General features: G+C 57.9%; 17 protein-coding genes. 6 read left to right on the top strand and 11 right to left on the bottom strand.

The features are described from left to right. Positions 1 to 11: 11 nt before the first annotated feature. From ACR0IV_RS10180 to ACR0IV_RS10160, 5 genes are read right to left on the bottom strand one after another with little or no spacing between them, the layout of a single operon-like run. A complete protein-coding gene (locus tag ACR0IV_RS10180; RefSeq protein ID WP_480660063.1) occupies positions 12 to 722 on the bottom strand; it encodes a flagellar hook-basal body complex protein in 711 nt (236 codons plus the stop codon). Beyond that, on the bottom strand, positions 722 to 994 hold the full coding sequence (locus ACR0IV_RS10175; protein WP_170675403.1) for a flagellar biosynthetic protein FliQ: 273 nt from the start codon (positions 992 to 994) through the stop codon (positions 722 to 724). The genes ACR0IV_RS10180 and ACR0IV_RS10175 overlap by 1 nt, the downstream gene beginning before the upstream one ends. A gap of 4 nt (positions 995 to 998) precedes the next feature. Next, positions 999 to 1,289 (bottom strand): flagellar hook-basal body complex protein FliE, encoded by a 291-nt coding sequence (fliE, locus tag ACR0IV_RS10170; protein WP_480471129.1) that lies wholly within the window; start codon positions 1,287 to 1,289, stop codon positions 999 to 1,001. A gap of 12 nt (positions 1,290 to 1,301) precedes the next feature. Beyond that, the gene (gene flgC, locus ACR0IV_RS10165) at positions 1,302 to 1,688 is read right to left on the bottom strand and encodes a flagellar basal body rod protein FlgC (protein WP_480660062.1); all 387 of its coding nucleotides are present in this window, start codon (positions 1,686 to 1,688) and stop codon (positions 1,302 to 1,304) included. A gap of 12 nt (positions 1,689 to 1,700) precedes the next feature. Beyond that, positions 1,701 to 2,087 carry a FlgB family protein gene (locus ACR0IV_RS10160; RefSeq protein ID WP_480471131.1) on the bottom strand — a complete coding sequence of 129 codons (387 nt, stop codon included), beginning with the start codon at positions 2,085 to 2,087 and terminating at the stop codon, positions 1,701 to 1,703. An 89-nt stretch (positions 2,088 to 2,176) separates the two neighbouring features. Between ACR0IV_RS10160 and ACR0IV_RS10155 the strand changes: the two genes are divergently transcribed. The 6 genes from ACR0IV_RS10155 to ACR0IV_RS10130 all read left to right on the top strand — a co-directional run bounded on the left by ACR0IV_RS10155 (position 2,177) and on the right by ACR0IV_RS10130 (position 9,416). Continuing rightward, complete coding sequence (locus ACR0IV_RS10155) at positions 2,177 to 3,514, top strand: FliI/YscN family ATPase (protein WP_480660061.1); 1,338 nt, start codon at positions 2,177 to 2,179, stop codon at positions 3,512 to 3,514. Positions 3,515 to 3,599: 85 nt separating this feature from the next. Further along, complete coding sequence (locus ACR0IV_RS10150) at positions 3,600 to 4,445, top strand: flagellar motor protein MotB (protein WP_480660060.1); 846 nt, start codon at positions 3,600 to 3,602, stop codon at positions 4,443 to 4,445. A 92-nt stretch (positions 4,446 to 4,537) separates the two neighbouring features. Beyond that, positions 4,538 to 5,833, top strand: a complete 1,296-nt coding sequence (locus tag ACR0IV_RS10145) for a flagellar hook protein FlgE (protein ID WP_480660059.1) — start codon at positions 4,538 to 4,540, stop codon at positions 5,831 to 5,833. A 33-nt stretch (positions 5,834 to 5,866) separates the two neighbouring features. Beyond that, positions 5,867 to 7,315: a flagellar hook-associated protein FlgK gene (flgK, locus tag ACR0IV_RS10140; RefSeq protein WP_480660058.1), complete on the top strand. Its 1,449-nt coding sequence runs from the start codon at positions 5,867 to 5,869 to the stop codon at positions 7,313 to 7,315. A 2-nt stretch (positions 7,316 to 7,317) separates the two neighbouring features. Then, a complete protein-coding gene (locus tag ACR0IV_RS10135) occupies positions 7,318 to 8,325 on the top strand; it encodes a flagellin (RefSeq protein WP_480660057.1) in 1,008 nt (335 codons plus the stop codon). Then, positions 8,322 to 9,416, top strand: a complete 1,095-nt coding sequence (locus tag ACR0IV_RS10130; protein WP_480660056.1) for a flagellar basal body P-ring protein FlgI — start codon at positions 8,322 to 8,324, stop codon at positions 9,414 to 9,416. Before ACR0IV_RS10135 ends, ACR0IV_RS10130 begins: the two co-directional genes overlap by 4 nt. 31 nt (positions 9,417 to 9,447) lie before the next feature. Here ACR0IV_RS10130 and ACR0IV_RS10125 read toward each other — a convergent pair whose 3' ends face one another. The 6 genes from ACR0IV_RS10125 to ACR0IV_RS10100 are packed head-to-tail and all read right to left on the bottom strand — an operon-like array spanning position 9,448 to position 15,573. Further along, entirely contained in the window at positions 9,448 to 10,092 is a 645-nt protein-coding gene (locus ACR0IV_RS10125; RefSeq protein ID WP_480660055.1) for a DUF1523 family protein, read from the bottom strand. Positions 10,093 to 10,102: 10 nt separating this feature from the next. Next, entirely contained in the window at positions 10,103 to 10,369 is a 267-nt protein-coding gene (locus ACR0IV_RS10120; RefSeq protein WP_480660054.1) for a hypothetical protein, read from the bottom strand. 1 nt (position 10,370) lies between these two features. Beyond that, positions 10,371 to 11,708, bottom strand: coding sequence for a DUF6638 family protein (locus ACR0IV_RS10115; RefSeq protein ID WP_480660053.1), 1,338 nt, complete (start codon positions 11,706 to 11,708; stop codon positions 10,371 to 10,373). Then, positions 11,705 to 12,502: a hypothetical protein gene (locus ACR0IV_RS10110; protein ID WP_480660052.1), complete on the bottom strand. Its 798-nt coding sequence runs from the start codon at positions 12,500 to 12,502 to the stop codon at positions 11,705 to 11,707. The genes ACR0IV_RS10115 and ACR0IV_RS10110 overlap by 4 nt, the downstream gene beginning before the upstream one ends. Continuing rightward, positions 12,495 to 14,432: an AAA family ATPase gene (locus ACR0IV_RS10105; protein ID WP_480660051.1), complete on the bottom strand. Its 1,938-nt coding sequence runs from the start codon at positions 14,430 to 14,432 to the stop codon at positions 12,495 to 12,497. Before ACR0IV_RS10105 ends, ACR0IV_RS10110 begins: the two co-directional genes overlap by 8 nt. 22 nt (positions 14,433 to 14,454) lie before the next feature. Beyond that, the gene (locus ACR0IV_RS10100) at positions 14,455 to 15,573 is read right to left on the bottom strand and encodes a hypothetical protein (RefSeq protein ID WP_480471143.1); all 1,119 of its coding nucleotides are present in this window, start codon (positions 15,571 to 15,573) and stop codon (positions 14,455 to 14,457) included. Between the last annotated feature and the right edge of the window lie 101 nt (positions 15,574 to 15,674).

Genomic DNA, 15,674 nt, shown 5'->3' with positions numbered 1-15,674 from the left:
CCTCTCTCAGATCAGCGCATCAGCGCCTTGAGGGCGCCGCGCACCCGTTCATCCTCGGCATCCATAAAACTCTGGCCCAACTCATAAGCACGCTGGATCTCGATCATCCGCGTGACCTGTCCAATGGCATTCACGTTCGAACTTTCGAGGAACCTGTGCAGCACAACCGGTTCGTCCACCGGATTGATCTGCCCACCGGGACGGAAATAGGTGCTGCCTTCGCGCACAAGGTTTTCCGGCTCGGCGACGGAATAGACACCAATCTGCCCCAGAAGCTGGCCATTGACACTCAACGTACCATCGCTGCCAACATCAATCGTTGCAGCATCAGGTGGGATAAAAACCGGCGCGCCATTGCCGTCCAGAACGCGATGACCTTCCATGGTGACCAGATCGCCCTCGGCACTGGGTGAGAAGCTGCCCGCGCGAGTCAGACGATTGCCTGCCGACGTTTCGATCAGGAAAAAACCGTCGCCTTCAATGGCAAAATCAAACGTCCCACCGGTTTCGGTCAACACGCCTTGCTGCAACGAGGTATTACGCACCTGTGCCCGACTGAGCGACAACGACGGATTGCCTGGCATGTCCCGAACGAACTCTGAAAACACCAATCCCTGCTGGCGGTATCCGGTGGTGTTGGCGTTGGCGATGTTATTGGCGACCAGCCGCATCTCGTTCATCAAACCGGACTGGCGAGACAGGGTGACATAAGCAGTGTCCATCAGCGACCTCCTGCGATAAGCGGGATCAGCGTCCCGGTGAAAAAGGTGACAAGGGTCTGGGTCATGAAGCCCATCGAGATCCAGAACACGATGACGATGGCGATCAGCTTGGGAACGAAGGTCAGCGTCATCTCTTGTACCGAGGTCAGCGCCTGGAACAGGCCGACGGCAAGCCCCGAGATGAGCGCCACCGCCAGGATCGGGACCGATGTGATGACCGCAACCCACAAAGCCTGACGTACGATGTCATAGAAGAGGCCCTCGCTGAGCATCGCGTCAGACCGGCATCCGCAGGATTTCCTGATAGGCTTCAACCACCTTATTGCGAACGATCACGGCTGTTTCCACCGCCAATTCGGTCTGCGCCAGCGCCTGAACCAACGCATGCGGGTCGGCCTGACCGATCATTGAAGACTGCGCTACCTGCTCGCTGTTCTTCAGTGTTGCCGCAAAATCCCGGAACGTGGATTGCAGCCCCTGGCCAATGCCCTGGTGATCGGGATCAGCCTGTGTAGCCGGGCGCGCGCCTGCATAGTTCTGCGCGGCGGTAAGAGATCGGATATCCATTCTGGCTTTCCTTTATTTTCGAAGTAAATCCATCAGACTCGATGACATCTGCCGAGTCTGATCGAACATTTTGAGATTGGCCTCGTAACTGCGCTGTGCCTCGCGGGCGTCCGCAATCTCGATCATCAGATCGACATTCGAGCCCTGATAATGCCCCGAGTCATCCGCCATCGGATGACCCGGATCATAGATGCGGGTCAGATCACGGCGGTCGAGTTTGACGCGCCCAGCCTGCACCGTCTGCTGACTACCCTTTTCGACGGTTTCAAACGGCACGGTCTTACGCCGATAACCCGGCGTATCCGCGTTCGAAATATTCTCGGACACATGACGTAGCCGCGCTGCCTGCGCACGCAGGGCGCTGGCCGAGGCTGTCAGAGAATGGGAAAAATCGCTCATGCTGCTTCTCCCTTACGATCGGCCAAGAGAGGTACGCAGAATGCCGATCGACGAACGATAAATCGCCAACGCCCGGTCATGCTGCCGTTTGACGTCGACCGCTTTCAACATCTCTTCTTCCAGCGAGACACCGTTGCCGTTGGGGTCACCTGACGGATCGGCCACATATTCCGCCCAGTTCCAAGCACCCGAATCGCCATTCTGATGACCGGCGCGGGTGGTGGTCATCGCAACCTCGCCTCCGGTCTTATCAAACGCTGTCCCGAAGGCCTCGATATCGCGGGGCTGATAGCCGGGCGTATCCGCATTTGCCATATTGCGTGAGATGACAGTCTGCCGTTGCCCGGCATGGGTTGCCATTGCGTACGCTGTTTTAAAGACGTTCAGGTCATAGAACATCGGGGCTTCTCCCTCGATCAATTTCAATCAAGGCTTAACCCCGATTCCTTTAGAAACCGTTTTCGAGAAAGCAATTTGGAGGGCCTGCGATGGCTGATCTCGATCCGGCACGTCTGAAAGCTGTCTTCGACAGAATGTCAGCGACTCGACATATGGGTCGCGTCACCAGCGTTGCGCGCGGAGTAATCGAAATTGACGGTTTGGCCAGACATGCCCGAATCGGAGATCATCTGACGCTGCGCCGGCGCAGCGGACCGAACCTGCGCGGAGAAGTCCTGCATGTGGAATCTGATTTGATCCACATGCTGCCCGGCGCTGCCCCTGATGGTGTTTGCCTGGGGGATCTGGTGGTTCTGGAGAAAACGCCAATTTTTGCGCCCGGGCGGCATTGGTTGGGCCGGGTCGTCGATCCGTTTGGAGCGCCGTTGGACGGCAAACCGCTCTTGCCCGGCGTGCAGGGGCGGGATCTGATGCACGCCCCGCCCGACGCCGTTGCCCGCAAACCGCTGGGAGAACGGATGGAGACCGGGTTAGCCATGCTCAACACCCTTCTGCCCATCGTGCAAGGCCAGCGCGTCGGGCTGTTTGCAGGCTCGGGCGTCGGCAAATCGACACTGCTGGCCACGCTCGCCCGCTCAATGCAGGCTGATGCGGTGGTGGTCGCACTGATCGGTGAACGCGGGCGCGAAGTGAGTGAATTTGTAGAAACCGCGCTGGGCGTGGAAGGAATGAAACGATCGGTCGTGGTGGCGGCAACCTCGGACCAGTCCGCGTTGGCCCGCAGACGCTGCGCCTGGTCGGCAATGGCGGTGGCCGAATCTCTACGCGACGAGGGGCTGAATGTCCTGTTCCTAGCCGATTCGGTGACACGTTTCGCCGAAGCCCACCGCGAGATTGCCGTCGCCATGGGCGAAGCAGCATCACTGCGAGGGTTCCCGCCTTCGGTCACTCCGATGATCGCCAATCTATGCGAACGCGCTGGCCCCGGCACCGCAGACCAGGGCGACATCACCGCCGTATTCAGCGTGTTGGTCGCAGGTTCTGACATGGATGAGCCGGTTGCAGATATCCTGCGCGGCGTGCTTGACGGCCATATCGTGCTAAGCCGCGAAATCGCCGAGCGCGGGCGCTTTCCCGCCATCGACCTCAGCCGCTCAGTTTCACGCAGCCTGCCCCGCGCGGCAAGCGAAAGGGAAAATCAGTTGATCGCCGAAACCCGCAAACTCGTCGGCAGTTATGAACAATCCGAAGTCATGATCAAAGCAGGGCTCTATGCTGAAGGCTCTGATCCGTTGCTGGATCAGGCCGTTCGCGTGCATGAAGAGCTTGATGTGTTTTTCGGCAAATCTGAGGCTGACAGCATTTCCAACAGCTTCGACCGCCTGCAGTTAATCCTGCGTCGCGCTGGGACCAACCTGCCGCGCTAGGGATTTCGAGACAGTTTTAAGTGTTAAGCCCGCCTTAAGACCTGCCCTGCTACGCCGATAGACGGGTGATACAAAGGTGGTGGAGATGGGTGCGCAAACCAATGCGGCGCCAATCATCATCAAGAAGAAACGTGTGTCGGGTGGCGATGGTCACCACGGCGGCGCGTGGAAGGTCGCGTATGCGGACTTCGTGACGGCCATGATGGCCTTCTTCATGTTGATGTGGCTGCTGAACGCAACGACCGAGAAACAACGCAAGGGTCTGGCGGATTACTTTTCGCCGACGATCCCCGTCAATCCAGTCTCTGGCGGCGGCGACGGAGCCTTTGGCGGCGATAACATGTTCTCGGAAAAAACACTGGTCATGGACGGTTCGGGTGCCAGCAATCGCAACCCGACCCAGTCGAAACAGGCGCGCGGATCGACCGGGGTTGATGCGAAAGGTGGCGGTAAGGGTGCGTTCGACGATTTCTCGTCACTTGAGGCGCAGCTTCTGGGTCGGAGCGGAGAAAGCCTGATTTCGGACGAGATACTCAAACACATTGTGACCCGCGTCACGGATGAAGGGCTGGTGGTGGAATTGTTCGCGACTGATGAACAGCCTCTGTTCGAACCAGGCACCGACAAGCCATCACAAATGATGCGGGCTCTGGCGCTGTTGGTGGCACGCTCATCGGATCTGGTCACGAACCCCATCGCCGTCGAGGGGCATGTCCGATCCTCACCCATCGTTCTGGCCGAGAACCCTGTCTGGGATCTGTCGACTGCGAGGGCACAGGTCGCCCGCCAGTTGCTGCAGGACAAGGGCGTCAGACCATTGCGCCTGGATAGGGTGACAGGTCATGCAGATCGGCATCTGGCGGTCGAAAACCCGATGTCGGTGCGCAACAATAGGATCGAGATCATCTTTCTGCGCTCTCCCCGATCTTGAAAGGATAGTACGCATTTTAGCTGTTAGCGCGCTGTTAAGGGCCGGTACGGTACGTGTTGCATTACGGACCGATGCAATAAAAGGGCGTGCCGATGACCATTTCCTCTTCGCTGAATGCCGGTGTGGCGGCGTTAAAGGCCAATGCCAACAGGCTGGCCACCATCTCGGACAACATCGCCAACTCTTCGACATTTGGTTACAAGCGGGTCGAGACTGATTTTCATTCCATGGTCACGTCGGGTCAGGGCGGCAGCTATTCGGCGGGTGGCGTCCGGACCACCAGCCAGCGGATGATCGATCAGCGTGGTTCGCTGGTGACAACCAACAACTCGACCGATCTGGCCGTGCGTGGGCGTGGCATGTTGCCGGTGCGACCCAGCTCTCAGATCGCGTCGGGTTCGAACGAGATGTTGTTAACCACGACCGGTTCGTTCCGCACCAATGACGAAGGATATCTGGTCACCGAATCCGGCCTTGTGCTGCTGGGCTGGCGTGCCGCGGCGGATGGCTCGATTCCCAGCGTTCCACGGGACACACCCGCCGCATTGGAACCCATCCAATTGAGCGTCAATCAGCTGTCAGGTGCGCCGACCACATCGATGAATCTGCGCATGAATTTGCCCGCTACCGCGACCGATGCTGGCGCTCCGGGTGATACGCAACCCCTTTCGGTCGAGTATTTCGATAATCTGGGCAAATCCGAAAGCGTCGATATCGAACTGATACCCACCGTCCCAGCAACAGGGTCCAGCAATGAATGGACTCTAACGCTGCGTGATTCTGCATCTGGCGGCGCTGTGATCGGGGAATACACACTGACTTTCACCGACAGCCGCACAGCCGGAGGAACCCTGGCCAGTGTCACAGCAGTGTCTGGCGGGGCTTATGACCCGGCAACCGGCAGCTTCGTTGTCAACGTGGCAGGCGGCCCGATGGAGATCAATATCGGCGAGATCGGTGATGCAGACGGGATTACCCAGTTGTCGGATACGTTTGCCCCGGTGTCCATCACACGCGATGGTTCGGCCGTAGGTACAATGACCAGTGTTCAGGTCGATGAGAACGGATATGTCTACGCGTTCTACGACACCGGCGTCAGCCGCCGCATGTTCCAGATCCCACTGGCTGATGTGCCAAATCCGAATGGTCTTACAGCGTTGGATAGCCAAACCTACGCGCCTTCGCGCGACAGTGGAACGTTCTTCTTGTGGAACGCCGGAGAAGGCCCAACTGGCGATCTTGTGTCTTTCGCGCGCGAGGAATCGACCACCGACGTCGCAACCGAGCTGACCTCGATGATCCAGACCCAACGGGCCTATTCCTCAAGCGCGAAGGTCATTCAGACCGTGGATGAGATGCTGCAGGAAACCACCAACATCAAACGCTGAACCAACATCTAGCCGACCAAAGGGAGTCGTCCGATGAACATGTCGACAGCACTGAACAACGCCCTTGGTGGGCTGAGCGCGGCGAGCCGCGGAGCGGCGGTAATCTCGGGAAACATCGCAAATGCGCTGACACCGGGCTATTCCCGAAGGTCGCTGGAACTGACAACCAGCGCAATCTCAGGCAACGGTGTACGCGTTGCGGGGATTACACGGCATCAGGATCCGGTTCTGCTGGCCAACCGCCGCACGACCGATGCGGAACTTGCCTCTACCAGACCGCTGTCGGCGTTCCATTCAGGCTTCGAAAATCTGGTAGGCACTGCCGACGATGCCATATCGATCGCGGCCAGATTGACGGATTTCGAAAACAGCTTGACCACGGCTGCCAGCCTCCCCGGTTCGACCCAGCGCCTGGATCAGGTGGCCCGCGCCGGGCGCGGGTTGAGCACCGCGCTCAATCAGGCATCTGATGGGGTTCGGAAGATGCGATCCGATGCAGATCGGACAATTGGCGAACAGGTCGGCACTCTCAACCAGACATTGCAGGACATCGAACAACTGAACGCGCGCATACCCGCCATCCGGAATTCTGGCGGAGATATTGGCGCGCTGTTGGATCAACGTCAGGTGCTGGTTGACCAGATCAATGAACTGGTGCCCGTGCATGTGGTCGCCCGCGACAACGAACAGGTCTCTCTCTATGCCGACGGTGGTTTGATTCTGTTGGAAGGGACCGCCGCCACATTCTCGTTTTCGACAACTGGCGATACCATGCCTCATATGACAGTCGGCAACGGGTTGTTGTCTGGGCTTGAAGTCAACGGTCAGCCCGTTCGCATCACCGGAGATTTCGCGCAGATAAGGGGCGGGGCGCTGATGGCGCAGTTCGAGATCCGCGATAGCCTGGCAATCGAGGCGCAGACCGACCTGGATACTGTTGCCCGAGATCTGATCGAACGGTTCGAGACTGCGGGCCTTGATCCAACCACGACGGCGACCGATCCCGGCCTTTTTACCGATGCAGGCAACCGGTTTGATCCTGCCACGCAGACAGGTCTTGCCTCGCGTATTGCGCTGAACACGATCGTTGATCCCGACTCGGGAGGCGACAGCTGGAGGCTGCGCGCTGGTCTGGGTGCCGTTACACCGGGCGCACCGGGTGAAGCCCGTCAGCTGCAAGCGTTCAGTACAATTCTGACCGAAGCGCGACCAATAGCGACAGGTCTTGGCACAGGCAACATGCGCGCCACCGATTTAGCTGCAGCCCTCATTTCGCAGGCCGGGGCCAGCGCACATGCTGCTGATACACGCAACACCTTTGCCACAAACGCTCAGCAAAGAATGGAGCAACTAGTAGCCGAACAAGGCGTCGACAGCGACACCGAGTTACAAAACCTGATGCAGATCGAACAGGCCTACGCCGCGAATGCCCGCATCGTGTCGGTGGTCGATGAACTGATGGACATCTTGCTGAGGCTCTGAACATGACATTGAATTCTATTGGCGATCTGGCACGCGGCCTGACCCTGCGAACCCGCAGCACTGAGATCAAATCGCAGATCGAAACCCTTTCTTATGAAATGTCATCGGGCAAAGTGCAGGATATCTCGGGCCGACTGGCGGGCGACTATTCGCATCTGCTGGCTCTGGAACGCAACCTCGAACGGTTGCAGGCCTTTTCGGTCGCCACTGCCGAAGCTGGATTGTTCACCGATGCGATGCAACTGAGCCTGAAAACCTTCGGTGAGTCCATGTCTGAAGTCTCTGCGTCGCTGCTGTCGTTCGGGACCGCCAATCAGACGGTGACTCATGAACAGGCCTCCGTTCAGGCACGAAACGAGTTGGACACGATGATGTCGGCCCTAAACAGCCGTGCAGGAGGGCGAAGCCTGTTTTCTGGTACCTCAACCGATATTTCGCCCCTGCCATCAGCCGATGTGCTGCTGAACGCGTTGCAGACAGAGCTGAGCGGGCTGACCACGGCAAGCGATATCCGGCAAGCTGCCGAGGATTGGTTCAATAATCCCGCCGGGTTTGATGCAGTGATCTACCGGGGCAGCGCGACACCGCTTTCGTCAATGCAAATCTCCGAAAACGAACGGATTGATCTGCCGATCACGGCAACTGATCCCGCTTTGAAAGCCGCAGTTCGCGATGTCGCGGTCGCCGCGCTCGCGTCTGAGGATGCGTTGAACTGGTCCCCCACGTTACGTACAGCATTGTTTACCCAAATGGGCGTTGATCTTGCCAACGCACAAGACGCCACGATCAAGATACGCGCCGGAGTTGGTGCGGCCGAGGCGCGCATTGAGCAGGCCGCGATTCGCAACGCTGCGGCAAAAACCAGCGCCGAAGGTGCAAGAAACAACCTGATTTCTGCTGACCCCTACGAGACTGCAGCCCGACTGCAAACCGTACAGTTTCAACTGGAAAGCCTCTATTCCGTCACCGTCCGCAACGCAAACCTGTCACTGGTGAATTTCCTGAGATGAAAGTTCTTGCCCTGATACTATGTTTGCTGCCCGGCATCGTCACCGCCGGGGCGATCCGCCTCAAGGACTTGGTGGATTTTGACGGCGTGCGTGGCAACGATCTGGTGGGTTACGGTCTGGTTGTCGGATTGAACGGAACAGGCGATGGGTTGCGCAATTCGCCCTTCACTGAAGAAATCATGTCCAACATCCTCGAACGGCTGGGCGTCAACGTGAATGGTGAGGATTTTCGTCCAAAAAACGTTGCCGCCGTACTGGTCACTGCCAGCCTGCCTCCTTTCGCGCGCGTCGGAGGGCAGATTGATATCACGGTCTCCGCCATCGGAGATTCCAAGAGCTTGTTGGGCGGAACGCTGGTGATGACGCCCCTCAACGCAGCGGATGGTCAGATTTACGCCGTGGCGCAGGGCACAGTGCTGGCGGGCGGCGCGGTTGCCGAAGGTGAAGCGGCCACCGTTACGCGCGGCGTGCCAACCTCGGGAGTCATTCCCTCTGGCGCTCGGGTCGAGCGCGAGATTGATTTTGAGCTGTCCGAATTAACGCAGCTCAGACTGGCCTTGCGGGAACCGGATTTCACAACAGCGGGTCGCATCGAAGCCGCCATCAATACCGAATTCAATCGCGCAGTGGCGCTGATGCGGGATTCCGGAACGGTCGAGCTGAGCATCACCGCAACGCAGGCGGTCTCAACCGCGCACGCGATTAGCCGGATCGAAAACATCCTTGTCGAACCCGAGAGCAAAGCGCGTGTGGTCGTGGATCAGAGGTCAGGGACCATCGTAATGGGTCAGGACGTCAGGATTTCGCGTGTTGCCGTGTCGCAAGGGAACCTGACACTGACAGTCGAAGAAGCCCCCATTGTTGTGCAACCCAATCCGTTTGCCCGAGGTGAAACGGTTGTCGTCCCCCGTACTTTCGCCGGAATTGAAGAAGAAGAAGGCACCGGCCTAGCCGAAATCCCCGAGGCAACCACACTCTCCGAGGTCGTCGCAGGCCTGAACGCATTAGGGGTTTCGCCACGTGACATGATCGACATCCTGAAAACGATCAAAGCCGCAGGTGCCCTGCACGCCGAGTTCATCGTCAGATGAGCGGGCGGCCTCGGGCCGCGTCACACACGCGCTACTTTGATTTCCAACTGTCAATCCAACGACGGAAACCTCTGCGCTTTTCGCCGATCGCATCGCCTGCGGCATAGAGACCGTCTTCCATGTTCTCCAATACAGGATCAATCCGTCTCTGCCGAAACCGGCGCCACCGGACCCAGATCGCCCAGAGAACGGCTGCGAGCACGGTCAGGAAGATGATGTTGAACCAAGGGATGATCCGCACATCCGGCCCATCAACATGCCGGATGAATACAGCATTGGGAAAGATCGACATGAATTCATTGCGCCAGCCATAGTGGGTTACAACCACCCAATCCGGATTGTCTTTGGTAGATTTGGCATCGTTCGCCTCAGTATACAGGTTCGCGGTATCGAACTTGAAGTAAGGCGGCCAACCCCAGCCGGTATCCTCGTTGCGATAGACGATTGGTTTGCCGTTGGCGCGGACCGCCTGAATGAACTGCACATCGCGATTGGACAGACTGGTCGATTGATCCTCGGGCTCTGACCAGAAAATCCGGGTCCAGTCATTCAGATCCTGTCGTTCTTCATAGGTATTCACGATCCGCACGATGTCGTGCTGCGGCAGCGAGTATTGCAGGATCGCGCCAACGGTGACCCAAAAGATGATAATGAATGCCCATTTCACATAGGCCATGCCGTACCTCTCACATGTAATTCACTATATAGATCAGCGCACCGATCGCCACCCAAGGCACGATGTAAACGCCCAGGATCAGCTTGCGCCGGAATGAGTTGTCATAAACGTGCAAGCCCCGCGCGACAAAGGCATCCTTGTCGCCGGTCTTACCCTTTGCATCCCACCAGTCCTCAAGCTTGCGGCGACGCACACCGCGCGAATACAAGGACAAAGCGACATAAGCTATCGTCTGGAGGATCAGCAGGATCACTATCAGGCGCATCGCTCCGAACATCTCAACCCTTCCTTATCGCGCCCCAGGGACCAACCCGAGCAATGACCGCATCACTAGTACGGTCATTGCCGCTCATGTCGGGTTCATGCCCGAACAGTGCGGCGCGGGCGCCTGATTTGTCCACCTGATACTCGCGCGCGAGGAAGTCGGCAACATAGGCTTTCTTGCTCTCGGGCCAGGATTTGTAGGTGTTGTAGAACAGCTCTTTGTGGCAAATGAACAGCTGCCGTGGATCCAGCGGGGCCAGTTCGGAAAGGAGCATGTTGACCAGATCGCGATGCTGCGTATCGGTCGCTCGCAATGTGTAGAAATAGGCCGGATGATCCGAGGCGATGCGCGGCCATGGCCCCCCATCGGTTGCCCAGCGCAGAAGTTGAGCAAGCCCGTGATACGCCTCAGGCAGGCGATCCGCGTGGTTTCGCGCCAGACGGCGCATATCGCTGCGATCCAGCCCGGTTAAATCGACATCCGCATCCGCAGCGGTGGAAATGGTCAGAAAATCCATCTTTTGCTGAAGGATCGCGGCTGAGTTCACGCCCCGCGCCTCGATGATCGTTTCCACCAGATTATTCAATCCAAGGAACTTGGCGATCTGATTGTGCTGCGTCTTTTGAAACACGTGCTTCAAAGGCAGATCGTCGGGCGTTTCGCCCATGCAAATCGCCGCTGGGTGATCGAGATCAGGGAACAGATAGAGCCCGCCGAAATGCGCAGTCCAGAAATTCCGCTGCTCGAACGCGGTGTGGCGCAGGCGCACCGGGTTGCGGGTGACGTCGCCGGTTTCCTTGGCCGTTTCGATCATCTTGGCGATCAGAACATCATCGAACCAGGCGTCCTCTTCGGTTTTGAACCGTTCGACCATGCCTGCCAGTTGCTCAGCCTTGCGCAGGGTGCCGCCTGCGGTATCGGCCTCGATTTCGATCTTTTTGATATTGAGCAAATCGCCCGGCGTGGTGAGTTTGATGACCGAGTTCACCAGCTCTCCGGCCACCGCATCGGTGGCGGTGAGGGCGAACAACTGCGCCTCGTTCATCTCGATGAATTCGCGCAGGATATCGCGCGAGGTCGAGAATTTGACGTTCAGTAGAGGCGCGCGTTTCTGCTCGGTCGTCAGCAGGATGAACTGCCGGTTGACGCCGTTGGGGTTGAGGTAGAGCTCATCCTCCAGCTCAATCCCCACCTCCGGTGAATAGCCCGAGATATCGACATGAAAATCCATCAGCGCCGTGGTCTTGCCCGCCAGATGCTGCAGCGCGCGGTTATACCGCTCGACCAGAGCCGGGCTGGAGATGTGGACGAGATTGCCGAACAACAGGCCTTTTTCGATGAGGCGGATCATTCCTTTGCGCCCCAATAGTGCTCATATAATATCGAGTTCAGCGCTTCAAATACGTCCTCTACCGACAACGCATCAAACCTGACCTGTTGAGCTTCCGAAAGACGCTCCCTAACATTTAACATCCTACCGAGAATTCGAAGCAGACCAGCAACGTACCCTCTGTGACACGGAAAAACTTCGATTCTCTGCTTGTTATAGTCAGAGATAATGCCTTCCACAGTTTCGATGCAGTGAGCGGTCCATAACTCGAATTTTCTTTCGGGCTTCAATCCTTTGCCGAAGAAAAAATTGAACGACTGCCGACCTGCCGTTCTAGTGCCGTCCTGTCTTTCGCGAAGATACTTCCACTCCGGGCTATCATTTTCCGATAGATACTTACAAACTTCTTTGATCAACTCCTCAAATAGCTCCCTTGCCCGAGTCTCATCTCGCTGTCGAGCTTCATCCTCAAAGATTTTTGCCTGCGCCGACATAGAGCGTGCCATATCTTGCGTTGCTTCGCGTTGCTCTTTCATCTCAAGTCGCGTCAAACGTAACTCTTCGCGCTGCTCAGCTAACTCTTGGCTCTGGAGCCAGACGGTCACGATGATCCAAATAAAAGCAAGAGCACCTGCGAAGCCCGCTAACGTATCTCCAATTTCATTGGGGCTGCCAGTCAGAAAAGCGTCAAACTTCGTTTTACAACCTCCCATAACACCACAGCTTTCAAGAGACCCCACCCAAAGGCCGAAGGAAACGATTCCCAAAGTAGCAACGACACCCCAAGTTACAGGATGAGCTATGCGGTTAGTCATCCGCTCTTACCTCCAGATAACGCCGCTTGGCTTCTTCCATCCTGCCCATCTCACGGACGGCGTTCTCGATGGCGACCTCGTCGCTCTTGTCGGCATAGCGGAATTCGCTGTCGGCGTAGCGGTTGATCTCTTGCATCACCATCTCGACCGTGATCGGCTGGCGCAGGTCCTCGATCATGGCCTTCTTGGTGTCATAGTCGCGGGACAGGAACAGGTCGGGGTTTTCCATCCATTCGTCGGGCAGTTCGAAATCCATCGCGCGAACCTTGACCGCATCGGTGATGTTCTTGATCGCGCGGCCGGTGAAACGTTCATCCGCGGCTTGGATCGCCTTGAGATAGGTGCCCAGCTTGGCGATCGTGTCCAACTGGCCGATCTCGCCGGACACCCGGTCATAGACTTGCAGTAAAGCGTCCTCATGCGGGTGGGAATGGCTTTCGAAACTGGCGGCGACGGCCTTTTTGATTTCCTGCGCGGCATAAGCCTCGTGTTCGCCCAGCGGGATGTCGTGGTTGCGGCCCATCAGCAGGTGCAGGATGTCGATGTAGTCCTCACGCGTCTGCGGCCCGTCTACGAGGAACCGCGCGCCCGCCCGCTGACGCAGGGCGTCGTCCACATTCTCAGGGTAGTTCGAGAACATGCCAAAGGTGCAGTTGCCGCGCACCACGGTATTGGCGCCCGCAAAGCTCTCCATCAGCACGGCGGTGATTTCCAGCTGACCGGCTGAAGATTGCCGGTCGCCGCGTTTGCCGGCCAGTTGGTCGATATCGTCGATGGTGCCAAAGCCGATCACCGAGGGGTCGATGATTGTGTTGATAAACGCCTTGGCGTTCTGGCCGGATTTACCCTGATAGCTGTCGATATTGTCGGTGCTCAGGTTCTGATAACGGAACGGATAGCCCGCGTTCTGGCAATAGTCGTTGATCAAACCGGCCATCATCTGGATCAGAGTGGTCTTGCCGGTGCCCGGTTTGCCATCGCCCATGAATGTAAAGATGAACCCGCCAAGCTCGGCGAACGGGTTCAGGCGGCGGTCGAAGTCATAGGCCATGACCATCTTGGCCAGCTTCATGGCCTGATACTTGGCGATATGGTTGCCGACCACCTCGTTCGGTTTCTTGAACGTCATGGTCAAGGTGGTGGATTTCGCCTTGGAAGCGGGTTCAAAGCCCCGGATCGTCAGCTCATCCGCCTCGATATGCCAGGCGGCATTCTGAAACGGGGCTAGGTGACCCGCCGACTGGGCGCGCAGGGCGGCCTTATCCATCAACTGTTCGGCATAGGCGCTGGTGGCGGCGATCAGGTGAGCGTCGTCGGGGGCATGTTTAGCGAGCGTTTGGTCCAGTTCCCACAACGCGCCGTGCAGGGCGAGTTGACCGTTGTCAGTCAAGACCTCTTCGATTTCGCCAAGATCAACAGTGGTTTCGCCAAGATGTGAGGACAGCAGATAGGCCAACGCGTTGCCGAAGGTGTGTAGCGTGATAAGCGCCTCGGCAGTCAGCAGCTCTGAAAACTCGGTCTTGCGGGCGGCAGGCAGATCTCCGGCCAAATTCGCGCGCTTCAAATCGGCCAGCGGAGTCTGTTCCGCATAAGCCTCGGCCACGGCCAGAGCGATGGCACTAGCACGACGGATGGCCTGTTGCGTGGTCGCCTGCGGCGGAGACACCAGTGTATCGCCATCATCCGAGGCTTCGATCCGTTCGACCAAATGCACTCCGTCCTTCCGCACGGTGCGCCGTGTTACCAGCCCCGGCGTTGTCGACCGAAACCTTCGACCCGTGGTCACGCCCGGAGACCGTTCAACGGCGACCTCAACTGCCTTTGCAATTCGCGGGGCATGCTCGAAACCGTTCAGCAAAGCGGTCGCTGCGGGATAATGCTTGCGAATATCGTCTTCGCGCAATTCCATCTGATCTGACGTCAAACTCATTTCAAAATCGCTTTCACTGTCTTCAATATCTCAAGACCTGCCCGGCCTTGCTGACGACGAACTTGCGTACGTCGACAAAACCCGGCGGGTTGCGTTCGGCCAGCACCTGAAACGGTCGCTGGGGCAGGATGATCGAGCGTTGGGTGCGCGTGGCCCCGGTCTCGGCCCCCTGCCCGCCGAACGGGTCCAGCGCAAAGACTTCGCGCTCGACGGTCGAGAACCACCCGGCGCGTTCTTCAATCACCTCTTCGCTTTCCAGTTCTTCAGTGGTCCAGGCCAGTGCCCAGTCCTGACCTTGCGGAGACTGCGCGTCCTCCAGCACTTGCCGCAGAGGGCCGGATTGCTCGGTATAGGCCGAGGAATACATCGGCCCCACATGGATGCGGCGCATGTGTTTGGGGTGCAGGTCGTCGAAATCCTGATCGAACCCTTTGGCTATGGTCACCAGTTTCAACCCGCCCAGAGACTGCGCCATCAGATGCGCCTGCACTTCGGGCCAGCGGCGTTGGTCTTTGGGAAGGGCGGTTTTGCCGCTATCCTCCAGCTGCATCAGATAGATGACCGGCAGGTTGATCTGACTGTCATAGACCGCCCAATGGATCATGAACTTGCGCCGTTCGCCCTCATTCCCGATCCAGTGGCATTCGGGATCGTTGCGGGCCCAGAACAGCTGACCTTTCAGCAATTCCTCGTAATAGAGCCTTTGGGACAGCGCGAATTGCAGTTTGGTCGGGATTTCCTGATCGCCAATGATCGTCCGCACCATGTCGGTTTTCAGGTCGTCTTCCGAGGGCATATTCGCCAGATGCACCTGCGCCTGTTGCGCATCATTGGCCATCGTCAGCAGCTCGGCCGCCACCGGAAACCCGCTGTCGCGCTTGTCCATGGCGAGGCTGCCAAAGAACCGCCCGGTATCGCGCCCGACCAGCAGGTACTTCATGCTGAGCGCTCGGAAGGTGTAGAGCAGCCCTGAGAGGTAGCGCGATACGATTCGCACCTCTTGTTTCGAGATCGCGCCTTCGGCCTCCATCGTCGCGGCCACGCGCAGGAGGTGGACGGTGATCACCTCGAATTTGCGGAAATAGCGGCGCGAGGCAAAGGTGTCGGTCAGACCGACATGGTCTTGGGTGGGGTCAGTCATTATCCACGCGCTCTTTTCTTTGTCGGCGACCGAACAACTTCTCATCAAGCTGTTCAAGCTTGATGAGACCGTTGGCGAACAGAACGCAGAGGCAGAATGTC

This window comes from Ruegeria sp. C2, from assembly GCF_056537765.1.
The sequence above is the reverse complement of the archived record's forward strand: the minus strand, read 5'-3'. Positions and strand labels throughout refer to the sequence as shown.

Coding starts and splice junctions, on each gene's coding strand:
- ACR0IV_RS10180 (WP_480660063.1), bottom strand. CDS start 722: ATGGACACTGCTTATGTCACCCTGTCTCGCCAGTCCGGTTTGATGAAC.
- ACR0IV_RS10175 (WP_170675403.1), bottom strand. CDS start 994: ATGCTCAGCGAGGGCCTCTTCTATGACATCGTACGTCAGGCTTTGTGG.
- fliE (WP_480471129.1), bottom strand. CDS start 1,289: ATGGATATCCGATCTCTTACCGCCGCGCAGAACTATGCAGGCGCGCGC.
- flgC (WP_480660062.1), bottom strand. CDS start 1,688: ATGAGCGATTTTTCCCATTCTCTGACAGCCTCGGCCAGCGCCCTGCGT.
- ACR0IV_RS10160 (WP_480471131.1), bottom strand. CDS start 2,087: ATGTTCTATGACCTGAACGTCTTTAAAACAGCGTACGCAATGGCAACC.
- ACR0IV_RS10155 (WP_480660061.1), top strand. CDS start 2,177: ATGGCTGATCTCGATCCGGCACGTCTGAAAGCTGTCTTCGACAGAATG.
- ACR0IV_RS10150 (WP_480660060.1), top strand. CDS start 3,600: ATGGGTGCGCAAACCAATGCGGCGCCAATCATCATCAAGAAGAAACGT.
- ACR0IV_RS10145 (WP_480660059.1), top strand. CDS start 4,538: ATGACCATTTCCTCTTCGCTGAATGCCGGTGTGGCGGCGTTAAAGGCC.
- flgK (WP_480660058.1), top strand. CDS start 5,867: ATGAACATGTCGACAGCACTGAACAACGCCCTTGGTGGGCTGAGCGCG.
- ACR0IV_RS10135 (WP_480660057.1), top strand. CDS start 7,318: ATGACATTGAATTCTATTGGCGATCTGGCACGCGGCCTGACCCTGCGA.
- ACR0IV_RS10130 (WP_480660056.1), top strand. CDS start 8,322: ATGAAAGTTCTTGCCCTGATACTATGTTTGCTGCCCGGCATCGTCACC.
- ACR0IV_RS10125 (WP_480660055.1), bottom strand. CDS start 10,092: ATGGCCTATGTGAAATGGGCATTCATTATCATCTTTTGGGTCACCGTT.
- ACR0IV_RS10120 (WP_480660054.1), bottom strand. CDS start 10,369: ATGTTCGGAGCGATGCGCCTGATAGTGATCCTGCTGATCCTCCAGACG.
- ACR0IV_RS10115 (WP_480660053.1), bottom strand. CDS start 11,708: ATGATCCGCCTCATCGAAAAAGGCCTGTTGTTCGGCAATCTCGTCCAC.
- ACR0IV_RS10110 (WP_480660052.1), bottom strand. CDS start 12,502: ATGACTAACCGCATAGCTCATCCTGTAACTTGGGGTGTCGTTGCTACT.
- ACR0IV_RS10105 (WP_480660051.1), bottom strand. CDS start 14,432: ATGAGTTTGACGTCAGATCAGATGGAATTGCGCGAAGACGATATTCGC.
- ACR0IV_RS10100 (WP_480471143.1), bottom strand. CDS start 15,573: ATGACTGACCCCACCCAAGACCATGTCGGTCTGACCGACACCTTTGCC.